Here is a 17,051-nt window from a genome sequence, read left to right as displayed (position 1 = left end):
CGTGAGTACAGTTCGTTAAACAAGATATAGGTCGAACAGGAGTTTTTGCCATGACAGATGCAGATGACCTCGTGATTGCCATCGAAGCGGTCGAGGAAAAGCTGGCGCAGGCCAAAGCCTCCATCACCCAGCGGTTCGTCGGCCAGGAGGCGGTCGTCGACCTGACATTGTCGGCCTTGTTGTGCGGCGGGCATGCTCTGCTCATCGGCCTTCCCGGACTGGGCAAGACGCGGCTGGTCGAAACCTTGTCGACCGTCATGGGGTTGGACGGCAGCCGCATCCAGTTCACGCCGGACTTGATGCCCGCAGATATCCTTGGTTCCGAGGTGCTTGAGACCGCGGCAGACGGCTCGCGCAGCTTCCGGTTTCTGTCTGGGCCGGTGTTCTGCCAGTTGCTTATGGCTGATGAAATCAACCGTGCATCGCCACGCACGCAGTCGGCGCTGCTCCAGGCAATGCAGGAAAAGATGGTCACGGTCGCGGGCGAGGATCGCCCCCTCGGAATGCCGTTCCACGTCCTCGCCACGCAGAACCCGATCGAGCAGGAAGGCACCTATCCGCTGCCCGAGGCACAGCTTGACCGTTTCCTCGTGAAGATCGACGTGGATTATCCTGATCGCGATACAGAGCGGGCGATTCTCCTTTCAACCACCGGCGCCACCGAAACCGAGGCCCACGCGGTGTTTACTGCATCGGAATTGCTGGAGGCGCAGACACTCTTGCGTCGGATGCCGGTGGGCGACAGCATTGTCGAAATGATCCTGGACCTGGTGCGGGCCTGCCGCCCTGACGATCCCTCGGCCTCGGCCCGCGTGCGCGAGACGGTTTCCTGGGGTCCTGGGCCCCGCGCCGCGCAGGCCCTGATGCTGACGGTCCGCGCGCGCGCCATGTTGCAGGGGCGTCTTGCCCCGTCGCCCGAGGATGTGCTGGCCATGGCGCGGCCCGTGCTGTCGCATCGCATGGGCCTCAACTTTGCCGCCCGCGCGCGCGGCGATGATCTTCGCGGGCTGATCGCGGATGTCGCCACCAGTGTTTCGGGGATCGAGGCAGCCGCGTGAGGACACCTGCCGCCCTTCGCCATCGGGCCGAGGAGGAAGCTGCGAAGTTTCCTCCGCTTCTGGCGCGCGCCGAACAGCTCGCCGGGACGGTGCTGCTGGGCGATCACGGGCGGCGACGGGCCGGACTGGGCGATGATTTCTGGCAATATCGCCCCGTGCAACCGGGCGACCCGCGCCGGATGATCGATTGGCGCCGCTCGGCTCGCTCGGACGAACGATTCGTGCGTGAGCGAGAGTGGCAGATCGCGCAGAGCGTCATGCTCTGGGTGGACCAGTCCGCGTCGATGCAGTTCACGTCATCTAAGACCCTGCCGCAAAAGGGCGACCGCGCCCGTAGCCTGGCATTGGCAACAGCGATTCTGCTGGTGCGCGGCGGGGAACGCGTGGGGCTGACAGGCACGACCCTGCCACCGCGCCGTGGCAACAACCAGATCCTGCGGCTTGCCGAATTCTTTTCCCTTCCGTCGCAGGGGGATTTCGGGGTTCCCGAGCATCGCGCGATGATACCCAATACCCGGGCGCTGTTTGTGTCGGATTTCCTGGGTCCAACGGATCAATTGACGCAGGCCCTGACAAAGGCGGCTGACCGAGGCATTCGCGGCGTATTGCTGCAGGTCCTCGACCCGATCGAAGAGGCTTTCCCGTTCCAGGGCCGCACCATTTTCGAGAGTGTCGGCGGGTCCGTGGCCCATGAAACGCTGAAAGCCAATGACCTGCGCGACCGCTACCTGACCCGTCTGGCCGAGCGTAAGGATGCCCTGAGCGCACTTTGCCGTGCGACCGGCTGGCAATTCAGCACCCATCACACCGAAGCCTCGGCACAATCCGCCCTGCTGTGGATCTGGCAGGCACTCGACAGGGGAACCGCGTAATGAGTCTTGGCCCCATCGGTTTCGCCGCGCCCTGGCTGCTGATCGCCCTTGCAGCTTTGCCGATCCTGTGGGTTTTGTTGCGTGCGGTGCCGCCCGCCCCTGTGCGCCGCCGGTTTCCCGGCGTGGCGCTGCTGCTGGGGCTAAAGGACAATGAAAGCGTCAGCGACCGCACGCCCTGGTGGCTGCTGCTGTTGCGGATGCTGGCCGTGGCTGCGGTGATCATCGGCCTTGCCGGGCCAGTGCTGAACCCGGCGCAGAACCGGCAGGACACATCGGGGCCCTTGCTGATCCTGCTAGATGGCAGCTGGGCGTCGGCCAGCGAATGGCCGCGCAAGGAAAACGCCATCGAGACACTGTTGAACGAAGCGATGCGCGCGGGCCGCCCGACCGCCGTGGTGCGCCTGACCACCCCTGAGGCACCGATGTTTCAGACCGCGGAAACCTGGCTGACGCGCCTGCCGGGCCTCGCGCCCGAGGCGTGGGAGCCCGCGCCTGCCGACACTCCCGCCATGGCCAGCCTGATCGATCAGTTGAAGGCGGTGGATCGCGGATTTGAAACGGTATGGGTTTCTGATGGGCTGGATCGGCCTGGTCGCGCCGAGGTGCTGGACGTCGTGCGTGCCAAAGGTCCGGTCCGGGTGCTTGAAACAGGCCAGGATGTCGTTGCCTTGCGCCCCAGCGGGTTCCAGGACGGAGCGGTCAGGCTGACGGCCATTCGCACGGGTCACGATCTGGACGCGCCGCATGTGATTTCGGTGCAGGCGCATGGGCGCGATCCCGCGGGTACGATGCGGGTTCTGGAGGCGGCCGAGGTGACCTTCGCCGCCGGACAGGCCGTGGCAGACAAGGATCTGGCGCTGCCGGCGGAGTTGCGCGCCCGCCTTACGCACTTTTCGATTGCCGGCGAACGTTCGGCAGGGGCCGTGTCCCTGACGGATGATGGCCTGCGACGGCGAGAGGTGGCGCTGATCGCTGGCCGTGACGATCGCGAGGGGTTGGAGCTGCTGTCGCCGCTTCATTACCTGGAAAAGGCGCTGGAACCGAGCGCGGACCTGCTGCACGGCGCATTGACCGACATACTCCCGGCAAATCCGGATGTGATCGTGCTTGCCGACGTTGCGACCTTGTCGGATGGCGAGGAAAAGATGCTGCTGGACTGGGTCTCTCAGGGTGGACTTCTGTTGCGTTTCGCCGGCCCCCGTCTTGCTGCCAGTGAGGTCAGCCGGGACACCGAAGACGCCCTGATGCCCGTCCGCCTGCGTGCCGGCGGGCGCAATGTCGGCGGTGCGATGAGCTGGGGTGAACCCAAGACCCTGGCCCAGTTTGACGAGGACAGCCCGTTTTCCGGCCTCGAAATTCCCCAGGACGTCACCGTATCGTCACAGGTGATGGCGCAGCCTGACCCGACACTGTCCTCGCGCGTGATCGCGCGGCTCAGCGATGGCACGCCGTTGGTGACGCGCAAGCGGATCGACCAGGGGCAGGTGGTCCTGTTCCATGTTACCGCGAATGCAGAATGGTCCAACCTGCCGCTTTCGGGCTTGTTCGTTCAGATGATGGAACGGCTCTCGGTCAGCTCCATCACGGCGACGCCCGATCCCGGCGACCTGGAGGGGTCTGTCTGGCAACCGCTGCGCGTGATAGACGCCTTTGGCACGATTTCAAACGCCGGGACGCTGCCGGGGGTCGATGGGGCGTTGTTGTTGGGGGCGCCTCTCGGGCCGAACCTGCATCCCGGTCTGTATCAAAGCGAGGATCGCAGCATCGCCCGCAATGTCATCGGCGCCGAAACCACACTTGCCGCCACGCGCTGGCCTGCCGATGTCGCCGTCGAAGGTCTGGCGCGGCCTGACGAGAGGCCGCTCGGCGGGCTGCTTCTGGCGCTGGCGCTGCTTGTCCTGCTGGCAGATATCCTTGCCTCGCTTTCCCTGTCCGGTCGGCTGCGCGGCTCGCGCGCCACGACCGCGGCAATCGCCCTGGTGGCGCTACTGATGCCCGTTCCCGGCGCGCACGCCCAGGGGGCCGCATCTGACGATGATTTTGCCCTCGCGGCGACGGCAGAGCTGGTTCTGGCTCACGTGGTGACGGGCAACCAGCAACTCGACGACCTTGCGCAGGCAGGGTTGCAGGGCTTGTCGGATACCTTGTTCTTCCGCACTTCGGTCGAACCTGCTGCGCCGATGGCCGTGGACATCGAAACCGATGAACTGTCGCTTTTTCCCTTTCTGTATTGGCCAATCAGCGCGACTCAGCCGATCCCCTCAGATGCCGCCTATGCCAAGCTGAACCGTTACCTGCGTACGGGCGGCATGATCCTCTTTGACACCCGAGATGCCGATATCGCAGGCTTTGGCGCGGCCAGCCCCGAGGGAAGGCGGTTGCAGGACATTGCGCGACCTTTGGATATACCGTCGCTTGAACCGATCCCGAAGGATCATGTCCTGACGCGAACCTTCTACCTTTTGCAGGACTTTCCGGGCCGTTTCGCACAAGGCACGATCTGGGTCGAAGCGGCGCCTGCCGATGCCGAACTGATCGAAGGTATGCCGTTCCGCAACCTGAACGACGGAGTGACGCCGGTCGTGATCGGGGGAAATGACTGGGCTTCGGCCTGGGCGGTCGATGGCAATGGCAATCCGTTGGTGCCGGTGGGCAGCGGCTTTGCCGGGGAACGTCAGAGAGAGATCGCTTTGCGTTTTGGCGTGAACCTGATCATGCACGTCCTGACCGGTAACTATAAATCCGATCAGGTGCATGTGCCGGCACTGCTGGACAGGTTGGGACAATGATGATGGCCCATATCGTATTCAACCCGCTTCTGCCGTGGATGGTCCTGGTGGTGCTTGGGGCGATTGTCGGCGCTGGCACCTTGCTTGCCCTTTGGCGGGGTCTGGCTGGGTGGGCCTGGCGTGGCCTGGCCGGGGCGCTGATTCTGGCTGCGCTCAGCGGCCCCTCTCTGCGGCAGGAAGATCGCGCGCCATTGACCGACATCGTTCTGCTGGTCGAAGACAGGTCCGCATCGCAGCGCCTGGCGGACCGCGCTGCCCAAACGCAAGAGGCGGCAAACACCCTGGCGGCGCGCATAACGGCGCGCCCCAATACCGAACTGCGCCGGATCGAGGTTGGGGATGGCCCGGGCGACGCCGGCACATTGCTGATGACGGCCGTGTCGGAAGCGCTGGCCGAGGAACCGCGCGCCCGGATCGCGGGTGTCATCCTTTTGTCGGATGGTCGTTTGCATGACCTCGACCAGGCGCCGGGTCTGCCCGCGCCGCTGCACCTCCTGCTCAGCGGGACGCCCCAGGATTGGGACCGCCGCCTGGTGGTCAAGAATGCACCGGCCTTCGGGATCTTGGGCGAGGACGTTGTGCTGACGCTTCGGATCGAAGATGACGGCGCGGTCCCCGAAGGCGTGCAGGGCCAGGCGGAGGTGGCGATTTCACTTGATGGAGGAGAGCCGATCCGGGTGACCGCCGAAACCGGGCGGGATTTCGAACTGCCGGTAAAACTGGATCATGGCGGGCGCAATGTCATTCAGTTCACGACGCCCGAACAGGACGGAGAGCTGACCGGGCGCAACAATTCCGCGATCGTGCAGATGAATGGTGTGCGCGACAGGTTGCGCGTCTTGCTGGTGTCGGGCGAGCCGCATCCCGGCGGCCGGACCTGGCGCAACCTGCTGAAATCGGACAGTTCGGTGGACCTGGTGCATTTCACGATCCTGCGTCCGCCGTCCAAGCAGGATGGCGTTCCGGTTTCGGAACTGTCGTTGATTGCATTTCCGACGCGCGAGTTGTTCCTGGAAAAGATCGAGGACTTCGATCTGATCATCTTTGATCGCTACAAGCGGCGGGGTATCTTGCCGACCCTCTACATCGACAACGTGCGCGATTACGTGACCAAGGGCGGGGCGGTGCTGATTGCGGCCGGGCCTGATTTCGCCTCGGCGGATTCTCTCTATCGCTCTCCCTTGGCCGAGGTCCTGCCCGCGCGCCCCACTGCACGCGTCTTTGACGAAGGTTATCGCCCCAAGGTCACGGACCTCGGTGAACGCCACCCCGTGACGGCAGGGCTTGAACAGGCTTGGGACGGAGACTGGGGCCGCTGGATGCGCCAGATCGACGTGACGCCCGAACGCGGGCAGGTCGTCATGTCCGGTGTCGAGGACCGGCCCCTGCTGATCCTTGATCGGGTTGGCGAAGGGCGCGTTGCCCTGCTTGCCTCTGATCATGCCTGGTTGTGGAACCGTGGTTTCGAAGGCGGCGGTCCGCAACTTGAACTGCTGCGGCGCCTGGCGCACTGGATGATGAAGGAACCCGACCTGGAAGAAGAGGCGCTGACCGCCGAAGCGGTCGGGCAAACGATGACAATCGTGCGCCGTACCCTGTCGGAAACGACGGGACCGGTGACGATCACCGCGCCTGACGGTACGCAACAGGAGGTCACGCTGCAGGAAACCTCTCCCGGTCGGTTCGAGGCGGAATATTCCGGGCCCGATATCGGGTTGTATCGGTTGACGTCTGGTGACCTGACCAGCGTCATCGGTCTTGGCCCCGCGGCCCCGCGCGAGTTCGAGGAAACCATCGCAGACGGCGGCGCGCTGGCGCCTGTGGTGGATGAGACGCGGGGCGGTGTGCGCCGCCTTTCCGATGGTTTGCCGACCGTGCGTGACGTTCGTGCTGGTCGGCCCGCGGCCGGACGCGGCTGGATCGGCCTGACGCCCCGAGATGCCTACGAAACGCGCAATGTCACGCAAACCCCTCTGTTGCCGCCGTGGCTGGTGCTGCTTTTGAGCGCATTGATGATCTTGGCGGGCTGGTTGCGCGAAGGGCGCCGCTGACTATTGCGAAAGTGGGCACATGGCAGCTGGCAAGACCAGATCGGCCAGGTCGGTCACATGCCGGTTTCGCGGTCATTGCCCGAAAGCAGAACGGCGCGTGACAGGGATGCGAACTCTCGCCGCCACAGGATCGAACAGGTGACGATCGTCGCGATCAGCAATCCCATCGGACCAAGCGCCCAGGCCGTTGCGGCCATCGCAAAGTAGACAGACCGAAGGCCGCGGTTAAACCCCCGCGCGGCACTGATATTGACCTCTGCGGCCTTCAGTGCGCGTGTCACGGCGCGGCTGTCGTCAATCTCGTTCGGGACCGATCCCATCATGACCGCGCAATAGCCGAAAAGCCTGTGCGACCAGACGAACTTGAGAAAGGCGTTGGTCAGGAAGAACAACACCAGCACCAGTTTCATTTCCCAGAACACCAGCGGTGTATCGTCCGCCCCCAGTTGTTCGGCGATACCACCCAGGGGTTCCGAATTGCCGATCAGGGCCAACACACCACCGATCGCGATCATCGTGGCCGATCCGAAGAAAGACGTGCCCTGCCGCAGCGTGCTGAGGATGTGGCTGTCGAAAATCCTGGGCTGTCGCGTCACCATCTGACGCATCCATTCCCGCCGGTAGCCTGCCATCAGGATCGAAACAGAGGGGCGGCGCTTTGACGGGTGTTCGATTCGCCACCCGATTGTCAGCCATGCCAACAGGATCGCGGCCACGGCCAGCACGTCGTAGACGGTGAAAAGTGTCAGGAAATCCAGCGATGTCATGGCCCACGTGATACCCTGAGGTCAGGCGTCTTGCCTATCTGATTTATTGGTTATAAAATATTACCAATCCTGGCGCTCCGGTGAATTTTCAGCAAAACAAGGGATCAGCGAAATGGAAATGCCCGTCCCTGATGCGCAAGTCGTCGCAAGAAAACCCGACCTTGTGGCACGCTTGCGACGGGTTCTGCCCGCCGATGCGGTGATCGATGATCCGGCCGAAACCCGGGCCTATGAATGCGACGCGCTGACCGCCTATCGGTGTGCCCCCCTGTGTGCGGTCCTGCCAAGCACAACGCAGGAAGTTTCCCGGGTGCTGGCGATCTGCCACGAACTGGGTGTGCCGGTGGTGCCGCGCGGATCGGGGACGTCCCTGGCGGGAGGGGCGCTGCCGACCGCGGATTGCGTGATCCTGGGCGTGGCCCGGATGAACGCCGTGATCGAGACGGATTACGCCAACCGGTATATTCGGGTGCAGACGGGCCGTACGAACCTGTCGGTTTCGGGCGCTGTCGAGGCGGATGGGTTTTTTTACGCCCCGGATCCGTCGAGCCAGCTAGCCTGTGCGATTGCCGGCAATATCGCGATGAACTCAGGTGGGGCGCATTGCCTGAAATATGGCGTGACAACCAACAACCTGCTTGGTGTGACGCTGGTTCTCATGAACGGTGAGATCGTCGAGGTGGGGGGCGGTCATCTGGATGCGCCGGGGCTGGACCTGCTGGGAGTGATCTGTGGCAGCGAGGGGCAGCTTGGCGTCGTGACAGAGGCGACGTTGCGCATCTTGCCCAAGCCCGAGGGCGCCCGACCCGTGCTGATCGGCTATGACAGCAACGAGGTCGCCGGGCGGTGTGTCAGCGACATCATCGAATCCGGTATCCTTCCTGTCGCGATCGAATTCATGGACCGCCCCTGCATTCGCGCCACGGACGACTTCTCCGGAGCAGGCTATCCCGACTGCGAGGCGCTTTTGATCATCGAGGTCGAGGGTAGCGAAGCGGAAATTCAGGAACAGCTGGCGATCATCACTGCAATTGCGCGGCGTCACGACCCCGTGGAGTTGCGCGAAAGCGCCTCGGCAGAGGAAAGCGCAAAGATCTGGCTGGGTCGCAAGAGCGCCTTCGGGGCCATGGGGCAGATCAACGATTACATGTGCCTGGACGGTACGATCCCCGTGAATACCTTGCCTCTGGTTCTGGGACGGATCGCCGAGATGAGCCGGACATTCGGTCTGGACGTGGCCAATGTCTTTCATGCAGGCGATGGCAACATGCACCCGCTGATCCTGTTCAATGCAAATGAGGAAGGACAGCTGGAGTTGTGCGAGGCACTGGGGGCCGAGATCCTCAAGCTGTGTGTCGAGGTGGGGGGGTGTCTGACCGGCGAACATGGCGTTGGGATCGAAAAGCGCGACCTGATGCTGGTGCAATACGATGCGGTCGACCTGGAAGCGCAGATGGCGATCAAGGATGTGTTCGACGCGAAGTGGCTGCTGAACCCGGCCAAGGTTTTTCCGCTGGCGGTCAGTGCCGGACGGCGTGGATGAGGGGCCAGCCCCTCTTGTCTGCAGTGCCCGCAGCCAATTCACCCCGAGGTATTTGAGGCAAGATGACCATGAAGCCCGAAACGGAAGTTGAACTGGCGGAGCTGTTGCAAGGTGCGGCGAGTCCCGTGCGCATAAAGGGTGGCGGAACGCGGGGCGCATTCGGTCGCGTGACGGGCGAAACGCTGGACACGGGCGGGTTGCGCGGGGTGAGCCTGTACGAGCCCGGTGCCCTGACACTTGTCGCGCAGGCAGGCACGCCCGTTGCAGAGATCGAAGCCGTGCTGGCCGAGCGGAACCAGCGGCTGGCTTTTGAGCCGATGGATCATCGTGGCGTGACGGGGGCTATGGGCGCGCCGACGATCGGGGGGGTCGTGGCGGCCAACGTGTCGGGGCCGCGGCGCATCCAGGTCGGGGCCGCACGGGATTTCCTGCTTGGGGTTCGGTTCGTCGATGGGGCGGGCCGTGTCGTGCGCAATGGCGGACGGGTGATGAAGAACGTGACCGGCTATGATCTGGTCAAGCTGATGGCGGGGAGCTGGGGGACGCTGGGTGTGCTGAGCGAGGTCAGCCTGAAGGTTCTGGCGGTGCCCCAGGCCGAGGCAACGCTGGTGCTGAGCGGTCAGGACGCGCGTGCGGGCGTCGCGGATCTGTGCCGCGCCATGGGCACGCCGTTCGACGTCAGCGGGGCGGTCTGGATCGGGCCCGGTGTTGTCGGCGAAGAGGCCGAGCAGCGTATTCGCGTCGAGGGGTTGCGCGGCAGCGTGGCCTATCGCATCGCGCGTCTTGCCGAGGCGGTTCCGGGCCCGCACAGGATCGTCGAAGGTGAGGAGAGTGCCGCGTTGTGGCGGCAGGTGCGGGATGTCGTGCCTTTCGCGGGGGGCGACGCTCCGCTGTGGCGGATTTGCGTCAGGCCGACCGACGCACCGGCCCTGCTTGCGTCCTTGCAGGGTGCAGGCGTGGCGCATCGTGCGATCTGTGACTGGGCGGGTGGGCTGATCTGGCTTTCATTGGCGGGGACATCCGCGCGGAGCGACGTTGTGCGGTCGGAGGTGTCGGCGCTGCGGGGACATGCCACGCTTGTGAGGGCGCCGAGCGCTGAGCGCGCGGCCGTGGCGATGTTTCATCCGCAGTCCGCCCCGCTGGAGCGTATCGCGGCGGGCCTGCGGGCGCGTTTCGACCCAAAAGGCATCCTGAACCCCCGCTTGATGGATCCGGCATGATCTGGGTCAGGCCACGCGGTGCCCCCCGTACGACGGTCGTGGCGGCGCTTGCCGTGAACACCGCCCCGAAACCCGACAAGTCAGGAGCAGCGCGCTGAGATGCAGACGACGTTTACCAAGGCACAACTGGCCGACCCCGGGACGGCGCGGGCGAACCAGATCCTGCGATCCTGTGTGCATTGCGGATTTTGCACCGCCACCTGCCCGACCTACCAAATGCTGGGCGATGAGCTCGACAGCCCGCGCGGCCGCATCTACCTGATCAAGGACATGCTGGAAAATGAACGTGTGCCAGACGAAAAGACGGTCAAGCACATCGACCGCTGTCTGTCCTGTCTGGCCTGCATGACGACCTGTCCGTCCGGGGTCCACTACATGCACCTGGTCGACCATGCCCGCGCCTACATCGAAAAGAGGTATCGCCGCCCATGGCATGATCGCATGTTACGATCTCTGCTGGCAGCCATTCTACCCTATCCGCGCCGGTTTCGCGCCGCGCTGTGGGGGGCGAGGATCGTGCGCCCTTTGCGGCGGTTCGTTCCCGATGCCCGGCTGCGCGCAATGCTGGATATGGCACCCGCGCGTATCCCGCCGGTCTCGCGCAACGACGCCCCGCAGAGCTTTGCCGCCAGCGGGGCCCGGCGCAAGCGTGTGGCGCTGATGACCGGGTGCGCGCAAAAGGCGCTGAACACCGATATCAACGATGCGACGATCCGCCTGCTGACGCGGCTGGGGGTCGAGGTGGTTGTCGCCAAGGGCGCGGGTTGTTGTGGCGCCCTGACGCATCACATGGGACGAGAGACAGACAGCCACGACGCCGCTGCCGCCAATATCCGCGCCTGGGGCCGCGAGATGGAGGGCGAGGGTCTGGATGCCATCGTCATCAATACCTCGGGCTGCGGCACGACTGTCAAGGATTACGGTCACATGTTTCGCGATCATGCGCTCTGTGATCAGGCAGCGAAGGTCGCGGGACTGGCCAGGGATATCACGGAATTGCTGGCCGAACTGACCCTTCCCGACCCGATGCGCCCCGAGGCGCAGGGCCTGCGGATCGCCTATCACGCGGCCTGTTCGCTACAGCATGGTCAGAAGATTACCGATCCCCCAAAGAAGCTGTTGGCGGCGGCGGGTTTTCAGGTGATGTTGCCAGCGGATGCACATCTGTGCTGCGGCTCTGCCGGCACCTACAACCTGATGCAGCCCGAAATATCCGCCACGTTGAAAGCGCGCAAGGTCCGCACGCTGGAGGCGCTTCAGCCGCAGGTCATCGCGGCGGGGAATATCGGCTGCATGATGCAGATCGGATCTGCCACCGGCGTACCGGTGGTTCATACGGTCGAGCTGCTGGACTGGGTGACGGGGGGGCCAAAGCCTCCGGCGATGACGCGCGCTCGGGCACAACACCCGGTGCCGATCCTGCGTTGATAGGGGCACAGCACCTGGGGCATCCGGGCTGAAACCGGGTTTTCGGAGCACCGATGCTGTTACGCTATGTCTTTCTGCTGCTTGCCCTTGCCCCGCCCGCACTGGCGCAGGATGCCTCGGCTTGGCAGGGTGTCGGGCGTCTGGATATCGCGGGAAAGGGGTTCTGCACCGGTGCGCTGATCGCGGACAACCTCGTGCTGACGGCCGCGCACTGCATGTTCGATGCGGTCAGCGGCCAAAGGATAGAACCAACCGCGATTGCCTTTCGCGCGGGCCTGATCAACGGACGCGCCCGCGCCACCCGTCAGGTCCGGCGGGCGGTGGTCGATCCGGATTACGTTTATGACGCCGGCCATTCGCCCAACCGGTTGCGCAATGATGTCGCGCTGCTGGAACTGTCCGACCCGATCGGGGCCGATGCCGCCGTGCCCTTTGACACCGATCTGCGGCCCGCCCGTGGCGCACGCATCAGCATCGTCGCCTATGCCTTCGACCGCGCCGAAGCCCCGCCACTGCAACAGGGTTGCGCCGTGATCACCCAGCAGGAAGGCGTGCTCGTCACCTCATGCACCGTCGATTTCGGCGCGTCCGGCGCGCCCATCTTCAGCGTTGTCGCAGGCCAGCCCCGCATCGTCTCCATCGTCTCGGCCAAGGCCGATATGGGGGGGCGGCATGTCGCGCTCGGCACCCAGCTGGGCCAGCCCCTTATCCAGCTTCGCGCCGCGCTTGCCGCGGGCAAGGGGTTCGGCATGGCGGCCCTGCCGCAGGCAGACCAGTTGCTGCTGGAACAGCAGGCAAACACCCAGCCCGCCGCGCAGACAGGTTCGGCAATTTTCAGCCGCTGAGGCGCCGCGATCTCTTGAAAGCGCAAGGATCTCTTCCCAGATAGTTTTCAGCAGGACGCCAGAAGACGGGTCCTGCACAGACCGGCCCGTCCCGTCGCGGAGGGCCATCACGTAAACCGTTATCGCTTGATGAAGGATGACAAACCCATGCGTAATTTCGACCTAGCCCCCCTCTATCGTGCCACCGTCGGCTTTGATCAGCTTGCCGACATGATGGATCGTGCGCTGACCAGCGATGTCGGCACCTCGACCTATCCTCCTTACAATATCGAAAAGACTGCCGAAGATTCCTATCGTATCTCGATCGCGGTCGCCGGCTTTGCCGACAGCGATCTGAATGTCGAGGTCAAGGACCGCGCGCTCGTCGTCTCTGCCAGCAAACCGAGCGATGAGAGCCCGCGCACCTATCTGCATCGTGGCATTGCGACCCGCGCGTTCGAACGCCGCTTTGCCCTTGCCGATCACGTGCGTGTCTCCGGCGCCACCCATGCCGATGGCATGCTGCATATCGATCTGGTCCGGGAAGTGCCCGAGGCCCTCAAGCCCCGCCGGATCGACATCGCGCGCGGCAATACCGTGACGGCCAAGGCGATCGAAACGACAGACGAAACCGCAGACGCCTGACTTACCTCGGCTCAGCGGTGACAGAGCGCGGTCCCTGGGGGGCCGCGCTTTTTTCATGCCCGACACCACCCTGAGTCGACACCGCCCTGACCCGACACCGCCCTGACCCGACACTGCCCTGACCCGGCGCCGTCGCTCAACGAGGACCACCGCCCAGAACCACCGTACCCCGCGGCCCCTCCAGCCAGGCTGTCAGGCCGGGCGTGCGTTTCGCTGCGAAACAAATTCTCCCGTCATCCAGAAGCGGCGCCAGCAGATCGCCGATGCGCCCTGCATCGGGATGCGCAACCTCCAACCGTGTCATGGAAAATCCCGCCCCCGGCATCGCGCAGGGGGGCAGGTCGTCCCGTGCACCCCAATCGATGACGCTGGGAAAGGCGCCACCGAACGGCAGGCTGCCGTCGCGCGGCACCGTGATCTGCCATCTCAACGCCCCCCGGGTCTGTTCGATCACCTCCCCGACCTCGGCAGGCAGCAGATCGCGCCTCGCTGCCAGGCCGGGCATCCGCAGGACCCAGTGCAGCAGACGCGGCACCTCGGGCGGATGATCCAGCCCGAACCAGCGGGGCCGCCCCGGTGCGCGGGCGGCGGGATCGGGCGCAATGACCTCCAGGAACGATGCCGCACCCAGGCGCAGCAGGTGGTTGTGCGTACCCATCAGGGGATGCGCGCCCCCCTCGGGCATCACCACCCCCAAGGTCGCCTCGGCAAAGGCCACCCCCTCTTGCAGGGTGCGTGCACCGATCACGAGGTGGTCAAATTCAGCCCGTCCAGACATATCCCGCAACCCTTTGGAAACAAACATTTTCGACGTCGGTATTTGAGCGGTATCCGGGCGGTGTCTGAACGGTGCTAAATTGCCCTGCACCCCCATGTTTCCCTGTCGGAAATATCCCGGGGGGCTCGGGGGGCTGGCCCCCCGCCCCGGCCAGGGTCACCGTCCTTGCTATTGCAGATCGGAAAACGCCTCCGTCATCCGCTTGACCGCCTCTTCCACCCGCGCTCTCTGGGTCCCGAGGTTGAAACGCTGAAAGCCGTCACCGCCCGCGCCGAAGACCTCGCCAAAGTTCACGGCGATCCTGGCGTCGTCGAGGATGCGCCGCCGCACCTCGTCCGGGGCCATACCGGTGCCGGAAAAATCCACCCAGGCCAGGTAGGTTCCCTCCAGCCGCATGGACCGGACCCCGGGGATCGCATTGATCCCGGCATCGAACAGACGGCAATTGCCGTCCAGGTAATCACAGAGCGCATCGACCCAGGCCGCGCCTTCGGGGGAATAGGCCGCGGTCGCCATGTGCACCGCAAAGGCGTTGGGGGAAATGCCATTGGCCATCATCACCGCCTCGAACCGCTTGCGCAGCGCGGGGTCGTGGATGATCACGTTGCCGACATGCCCGCCGGCCAGGTTGAAGGTCTTGGTGGTCGCCGTCATCATCACCAGCCGATCCGCGATGGTGTCGTCCACCATCGCCATCGGCAGATGTTTCTGGCCCGGCAGCACGAGGTCGCAGTGGATCTCGTCCGACACGATGATCAGATCGTGACGGCGCGCGAAATCGGCGACGCCCTGCAATTCGGCTCGGCTCCAGACGCGGCCACCGGGATTGTGCGGCGAACACAGGATCAGCATCGTTTCCGATCCGGTCATCTGCGCATCGTAGGCGTCGAAGTCCAACTCGTAGCGGCCGTCGTTCAGGGCCAGTTCGCATTCGACCACGTCACGCTCCGCGGCTTTGATGACCCGGGCGAAGGCGTGATACACCGGGGTGAACAGCACCACGCCGTCCCCCGGTTTTGTAAATGCCTGCAGGCAGAGGCCGGTGCCATTGACCAGGCCGTGGGTCGAAAAGATCGCCCTGGGGTCCAGTGTCCAGCCATGGCGGTTGTCCATCCACCAGCAGATCGCGGCGCGATAGGCGCTGTCGTCGCCGAAATAGCCATAGATCCCGTGATCGAGGTAGGCCTGCAACGCGCTCTGCACGCAGGTGGGGGGGCGAAAGTCCATGTCGGCCACCCACATCGGCAGGCCGTTCTCGGGTGAGACGCCGCAATAGCTTTCCATGCCGTCCCATTTGGCGGAATGGGTGCCGCGCCGTTCGATGATCTCGTCGAAATCCATGTTGTCTCCTGTCATTGACGGGAACGCTATTGATTTGCCGGCCCGGCGCAAGGGGCCGCGGTGCGCAGGGCCGGCCCGGATCTGCGCGTGGCTGCACGCAAGGCGGTGATCGGCACGGCGTCGGCCAATATTGCGCAAGGGCAAAGCTTGTCCTACATGGGGCGCATGAAACGCCAGATCCTGATCCACCCCGATCCGCGCCTGAAAAAGGTCGCCGCCCCCTTGCCCGATCTTTCGGACGAGCTGCGGCTGCTGTCCGATGACATGCTGGAAACCATGTACGACGCGCCGGGTATCGGCCTGGCGGCCCCGCAGATCGGCATCCTGCAAAGGCTGATCGTGCTGGATTGCGTCAAGGAAGACGGCGAGGCACCGCGCCCGCTGGTCATGTTCAACCCCGAGATCATCGCCGCCAGCGACGAGACCCAATCCTACGAGGAAGGCTGCCTGTCGATCCCCGAGCAATATGCGCCGGTGACACGCCCTGCCGAGGTGACGGCCCGCTGGATGGACCGCGACGGGCGCGCGCAGCAGGAAACCTTTGGCGGCCTTTGGGCGATCTGTGTGCAGCACGAGATCGACCACCTGGATGGCAAGCTGTTCATCGATTACCTGACGCCGATGAAGCGCCAGATGATCACCCGCAAGATGCAGAAGCTGAAGCGTGAAATGGCCCGTGACTGAGGGTCGCCCCGCGCATATCCGCTGCCGGGGGCGCTGAGCCATGGCGGTTCTGGATATCCTGCGCTGGCCGGATCCCAGCCTGAAGGCGGTCTGCGACCCGATCGAGCGGGGCGCGGATGTCGCGGCCTTCGTCGCGGACATGTTCGACACGATGTATGCGGCGCCGGGGCGCGGTCTTGCGGCCAGCCAGGTCGGCGTGCTGGCCCGTGTATTCGTGATGGATTGCACCTGGAAGGAGGGCACGCGCAGCCCGCGCGCCTGTCTGAACCCCGAGATCGTCTGGCGGTCCGATGCGATGGCGGTGCACACCGAGGGCTGCCTGTCGATTCCCGGTGTCACCGCCGAGGTGCCGCGCCCGGCAGAGGTGGTTCTGCGCTGGCATGATCCGGACTGGGCCTTGCACGAAGAGCGCCTGAGCGGTTTTGAAGCGGTCTGTGCGCAACACGAATTCGATCATCTGGAGGGGCGGGTCTATCTGAACTACCTGGCCCCCGACGCGCTGGAGGCGCTGATGAAAGCCTACGAGGTTCTGGAATGACCGCCCGCCGTTGCATCCCCTGGCCCGACAAGCGCCTGCGCAGCCCCGCCATCGCCGTCGAAGAGGTCACGGACGAGATCCGCGCGATCTGGCGCGACATGATCGACACGATGGAGGAAATGCCGGGCGTCGGTCTGGCCGCGCCCCAGATCGGGGTGATGCTGCGCCTGGCGGTCGTGGACGCCAGCGAGGAGCGCGGCAAACCCGTGCGCATGGCCAACCCGGAGGTGCTGCATGCCAGCGTGCAACTGCGCCCGCATGAGGAGGCCAGCCCAAACCTGCCCGGAGTGTCGGCCAGGATCGAACGCCCCCGCGCGGTGACGGTACGCTTTTTGAACGCGGCGGGCGAGGTCGAGGAGAAAGACTTTGTCGGTCTCTGGGCGACCTCCGTGCAGCACCAGATCGACCATCTGGCGGGCAAGATGTATTTCGACCACCTGAGCAAGGTAAAGCGCGACATGCTGTTGCGGCGGGCCAGGAAGGCCGGGTGACGGACACGGGCGGCGGGGTGTA

Annotated in this window: 15 protein-coding genes; 12 read left to right on the top strand and 3 right to left on the bottom strand. The window is 64.7% G+C overall.

Annotated features, from left to right (window positions below):
- Nucleotides 1-50 precede the first annotated feature (50 nt).
- From DL237_RS02200 to DL237_RS02185, 4 genes are read left to right on the top strand one after another with little or no spacing between them, the layout of a single operon-like run.
- The gene (locus DL237_RS02200) at nucleotides 51-1,058 is read left to right on the top strand and encodes an AAA family ATPase (RefSeq protein ID WP_119397398.1); all 1,008 of its coding nucleotides are present in this window, start codon (nucleotides 51-53) and stop codon (nucleotides 1,056-1,058) included.
- A complete protein-coding gene (locus tag DL237_RS02195) occupies nucleotides 1,055-1,930 on the top strand; it encodes a DUF58 domain-containing protein (protein WP_119397397.1) in 876 nt (291 codons plus the stop codon). The genes DL237_RS02200 and DL237_RS02195 overlap by 4 nt, the downstream gene beginning before the upstream one ends.
- Nucleotides 1,930-4,719 carry a DUF4159 domain-containing protein gene (locus DL237_RS02190; protein ID WP_119397396.1) on the top strand — a complete coding sequence of 930 codons (2,790 nt, stop codon included), beginning with the start codon at nucleotides 1,930-1,932 and terminating at the stop codon, nucleotides 4,717-4,719. Before DL237_RS02195 ends, DL237_RS02190 begins: the two co-directional genes overlap by 1 nt.
- Complete coding sequence (locus DL237_RS02185; RefSeq protein ID WP_119397665.1) at nucleotides 4,719-6,770, top strand: hypothetical protein; 2,052 nt, start codon at nucleotides 4,719-4,721, stop codon at nucleotides 6,768-6,770. Before DL237_RS02190 ends, DL237_RS02185 begins: the two co-directional genes overlap by 1 nt.
- A gap of 53 nt (nucleotides 6,771-6,823) precedes the next feature.
- Here DL237_RS02185 and DL237_RS02180 read toward each other — a convergent pair whose 3' ends face one another.
- Nucleotides 6,824-7,537: a DUF599 domain-containing protein gene (locus DL237_RS02180; protein WP_119397395.1), complete on the bottom strand. Its 714-nt coding sequence runs from the start codon at nucleotides 7,535-7,537 to the stop codon at nucleotides 6,824-6,826.
- Between the two features lie 112 nt (nucleotides 7,538-7,649).
- Here DL237_RS02180 and DL237_RS02175 point away from each other — a divergent pair, with 112 nt between their 5' ends.
- The 5 genes from DL237_RS02175 to DL237_RS02155 all read left to right on the top strand — a co-directional run bounded on the left by DL237_RS02175 (nucleotide 7,650) and on the right by DL237_RS02155 (nucleotide 13,197).
- Nucleotides 7,650-9,080, top strand: a complete 1,431-nt coding sequence (locus DL237_RS02175; RefSeq protein WP_119397394.1) for an FAD-linked oxidase C-terminal domain-containing protein — start codon at nucleotides 7,650-7,652, stop codon at nucleotides 9,078-9,080.
- 68 nt (nucleotides 9,081-9,148) lie between these two features.
- Nucleotides 9,149-10,300 (top strand): FAD-binding protein, encoded by a 1,152-nt coding sequence (locus tag DL237_RS02170; protein ID WP_119397393.1) that lies wholly within the window; start codon nucleotides 9,149-9,151, stop codon nucleotides 10,298-10,300.
- Between the two features lie 99 nt (nucleotides 10,301-10,399).
- The gene (gene glcF, locus DL237_RS02165; RefSeq protein WP_119397392.1) at nucleotides 10,400-11,728 is read left to right on the top strand and encodes a glycolate oxidase subunit GlcF; all 1,329 of its coding nucleotides are present in this window, start codon (nucleotides 10,400-10,402) and stop codon (nucleotides 11,726-11,728) included.
- Between the two features lie 53 nt (nucleotides 11,729-11,781).
- Complete coding sequence (locus DL237_RS02160; protein ID WP_119397391.1) at nucleotides 11,782-12,573, top strand: trypsin-like serine peptidase; 792 nt, start codon at nucleotides 11,782-11,784, stop codon at nucleotides 12,571-12,573.
- A gap of 147 nt (nucleotides 12,574-12,720) precedes the next feature.
- On the top strand, nucleotides 12,721-13,197 hold the full coding sequence (locus DL237_RS02155) for an Hsp20 family protein (protein WP_119397664.1): 477 nt from the start codon (nucleotides 12,721-12,723) through the stop codon (nucleotides 13,195-13,197).
- A 136-nt stretch (nucleotides 13,198-13,333) separates the two neighbouring features.
- Here the strand turns inward: DL237_RS02155 and DL237_RS02150 are convergent, their stop codons facing one another.
- The gene (locus tag DL237_RS02150) at nucleotides 13,334-13,975 is read right to left on the bottom strand and encodes a VOC family protein (RefSeq protein WP_119397390.1); all 642 of its coding nucleotides are present in this window, start codon (nucleotides 13,973-13,975) and stop codon (nucleotides 13,334-13,336) included.
- 168 nt (nucleotides 13,976-14,143) lie between these two features.
- A complete protein-coding gene (locus DL237_RS02145; protein WP_119397389.1) occupies nucleotides 14,144-15,316 on the bottom strand; it encodes a MalY/PatB family protein in 1,173 nt (390 codons plus the stop codon).
- 165 nt (nucleotides 15,317-15,481) lie between these two features.
- Between DL237_RS02145 and def (DL237_RS02140) the strand changes: the two genes are divergently transcribed.
- The 3 genes from def (DL237_RS02140) to def (DL237_RS02130) are packed head-to-tail and all read left to right on the top strand — an operon-like array spanning nucleotide 15,482 to nucleotide 17,029.
- Entirely contained in the window at nucleotides 15,482-16,000 is a 519-nt protein-coding gene (gene def / locus DL237_RS02140; RefSeq protein WP_199671945.1) for a peptide deformylase, read from the top strand.
- Nucleotides 16,001-16,040: 40 nt separating this feature from the next.
- Entirely contained in the window at nucleotides 16,041-16,538 is a 498-nt protein-coding gene (gene def, locus DL237_RS02135; RefSeq protein WP_119397388.1) for a peptide deformylase, read from the top strand.
- On the top strand, nucleotides 16,535-17,029 hold the full coding sequence (def, locus tag DL237_RS02130; RefSeq protein WP_119397387.1) for a peptide deformylase: 495 nt from the start codon (nucleotides 16,535-16,537) through the stop codon (nucleotides 17,027-17,029). The genes def (DL237_RS02135) and def (DL237_RS02130) overlap by 4 nt, the downstream gene beginning before the upstream one ends.
- The last annotated feature ends 22 nt before the right edge of the window (nucleotides 17,030-17,051 follow it).

Source organism: Pseudooceanicola sediminis, assembly GCF_003575965.1.
Taxonomy (GTDB): Bacteria; Pseudomonadota; Alphaproteobacteria; order Rhodobacterales; family Rhodobacteraceae; genus Pseudooceanicola; species Pseudooceanicola sediminis.
The sequence above is the reverse complement of the archived record's forward strand: the minus strand, read 5'-3'. Positions and strand labels throughout refer to the sequence as shown.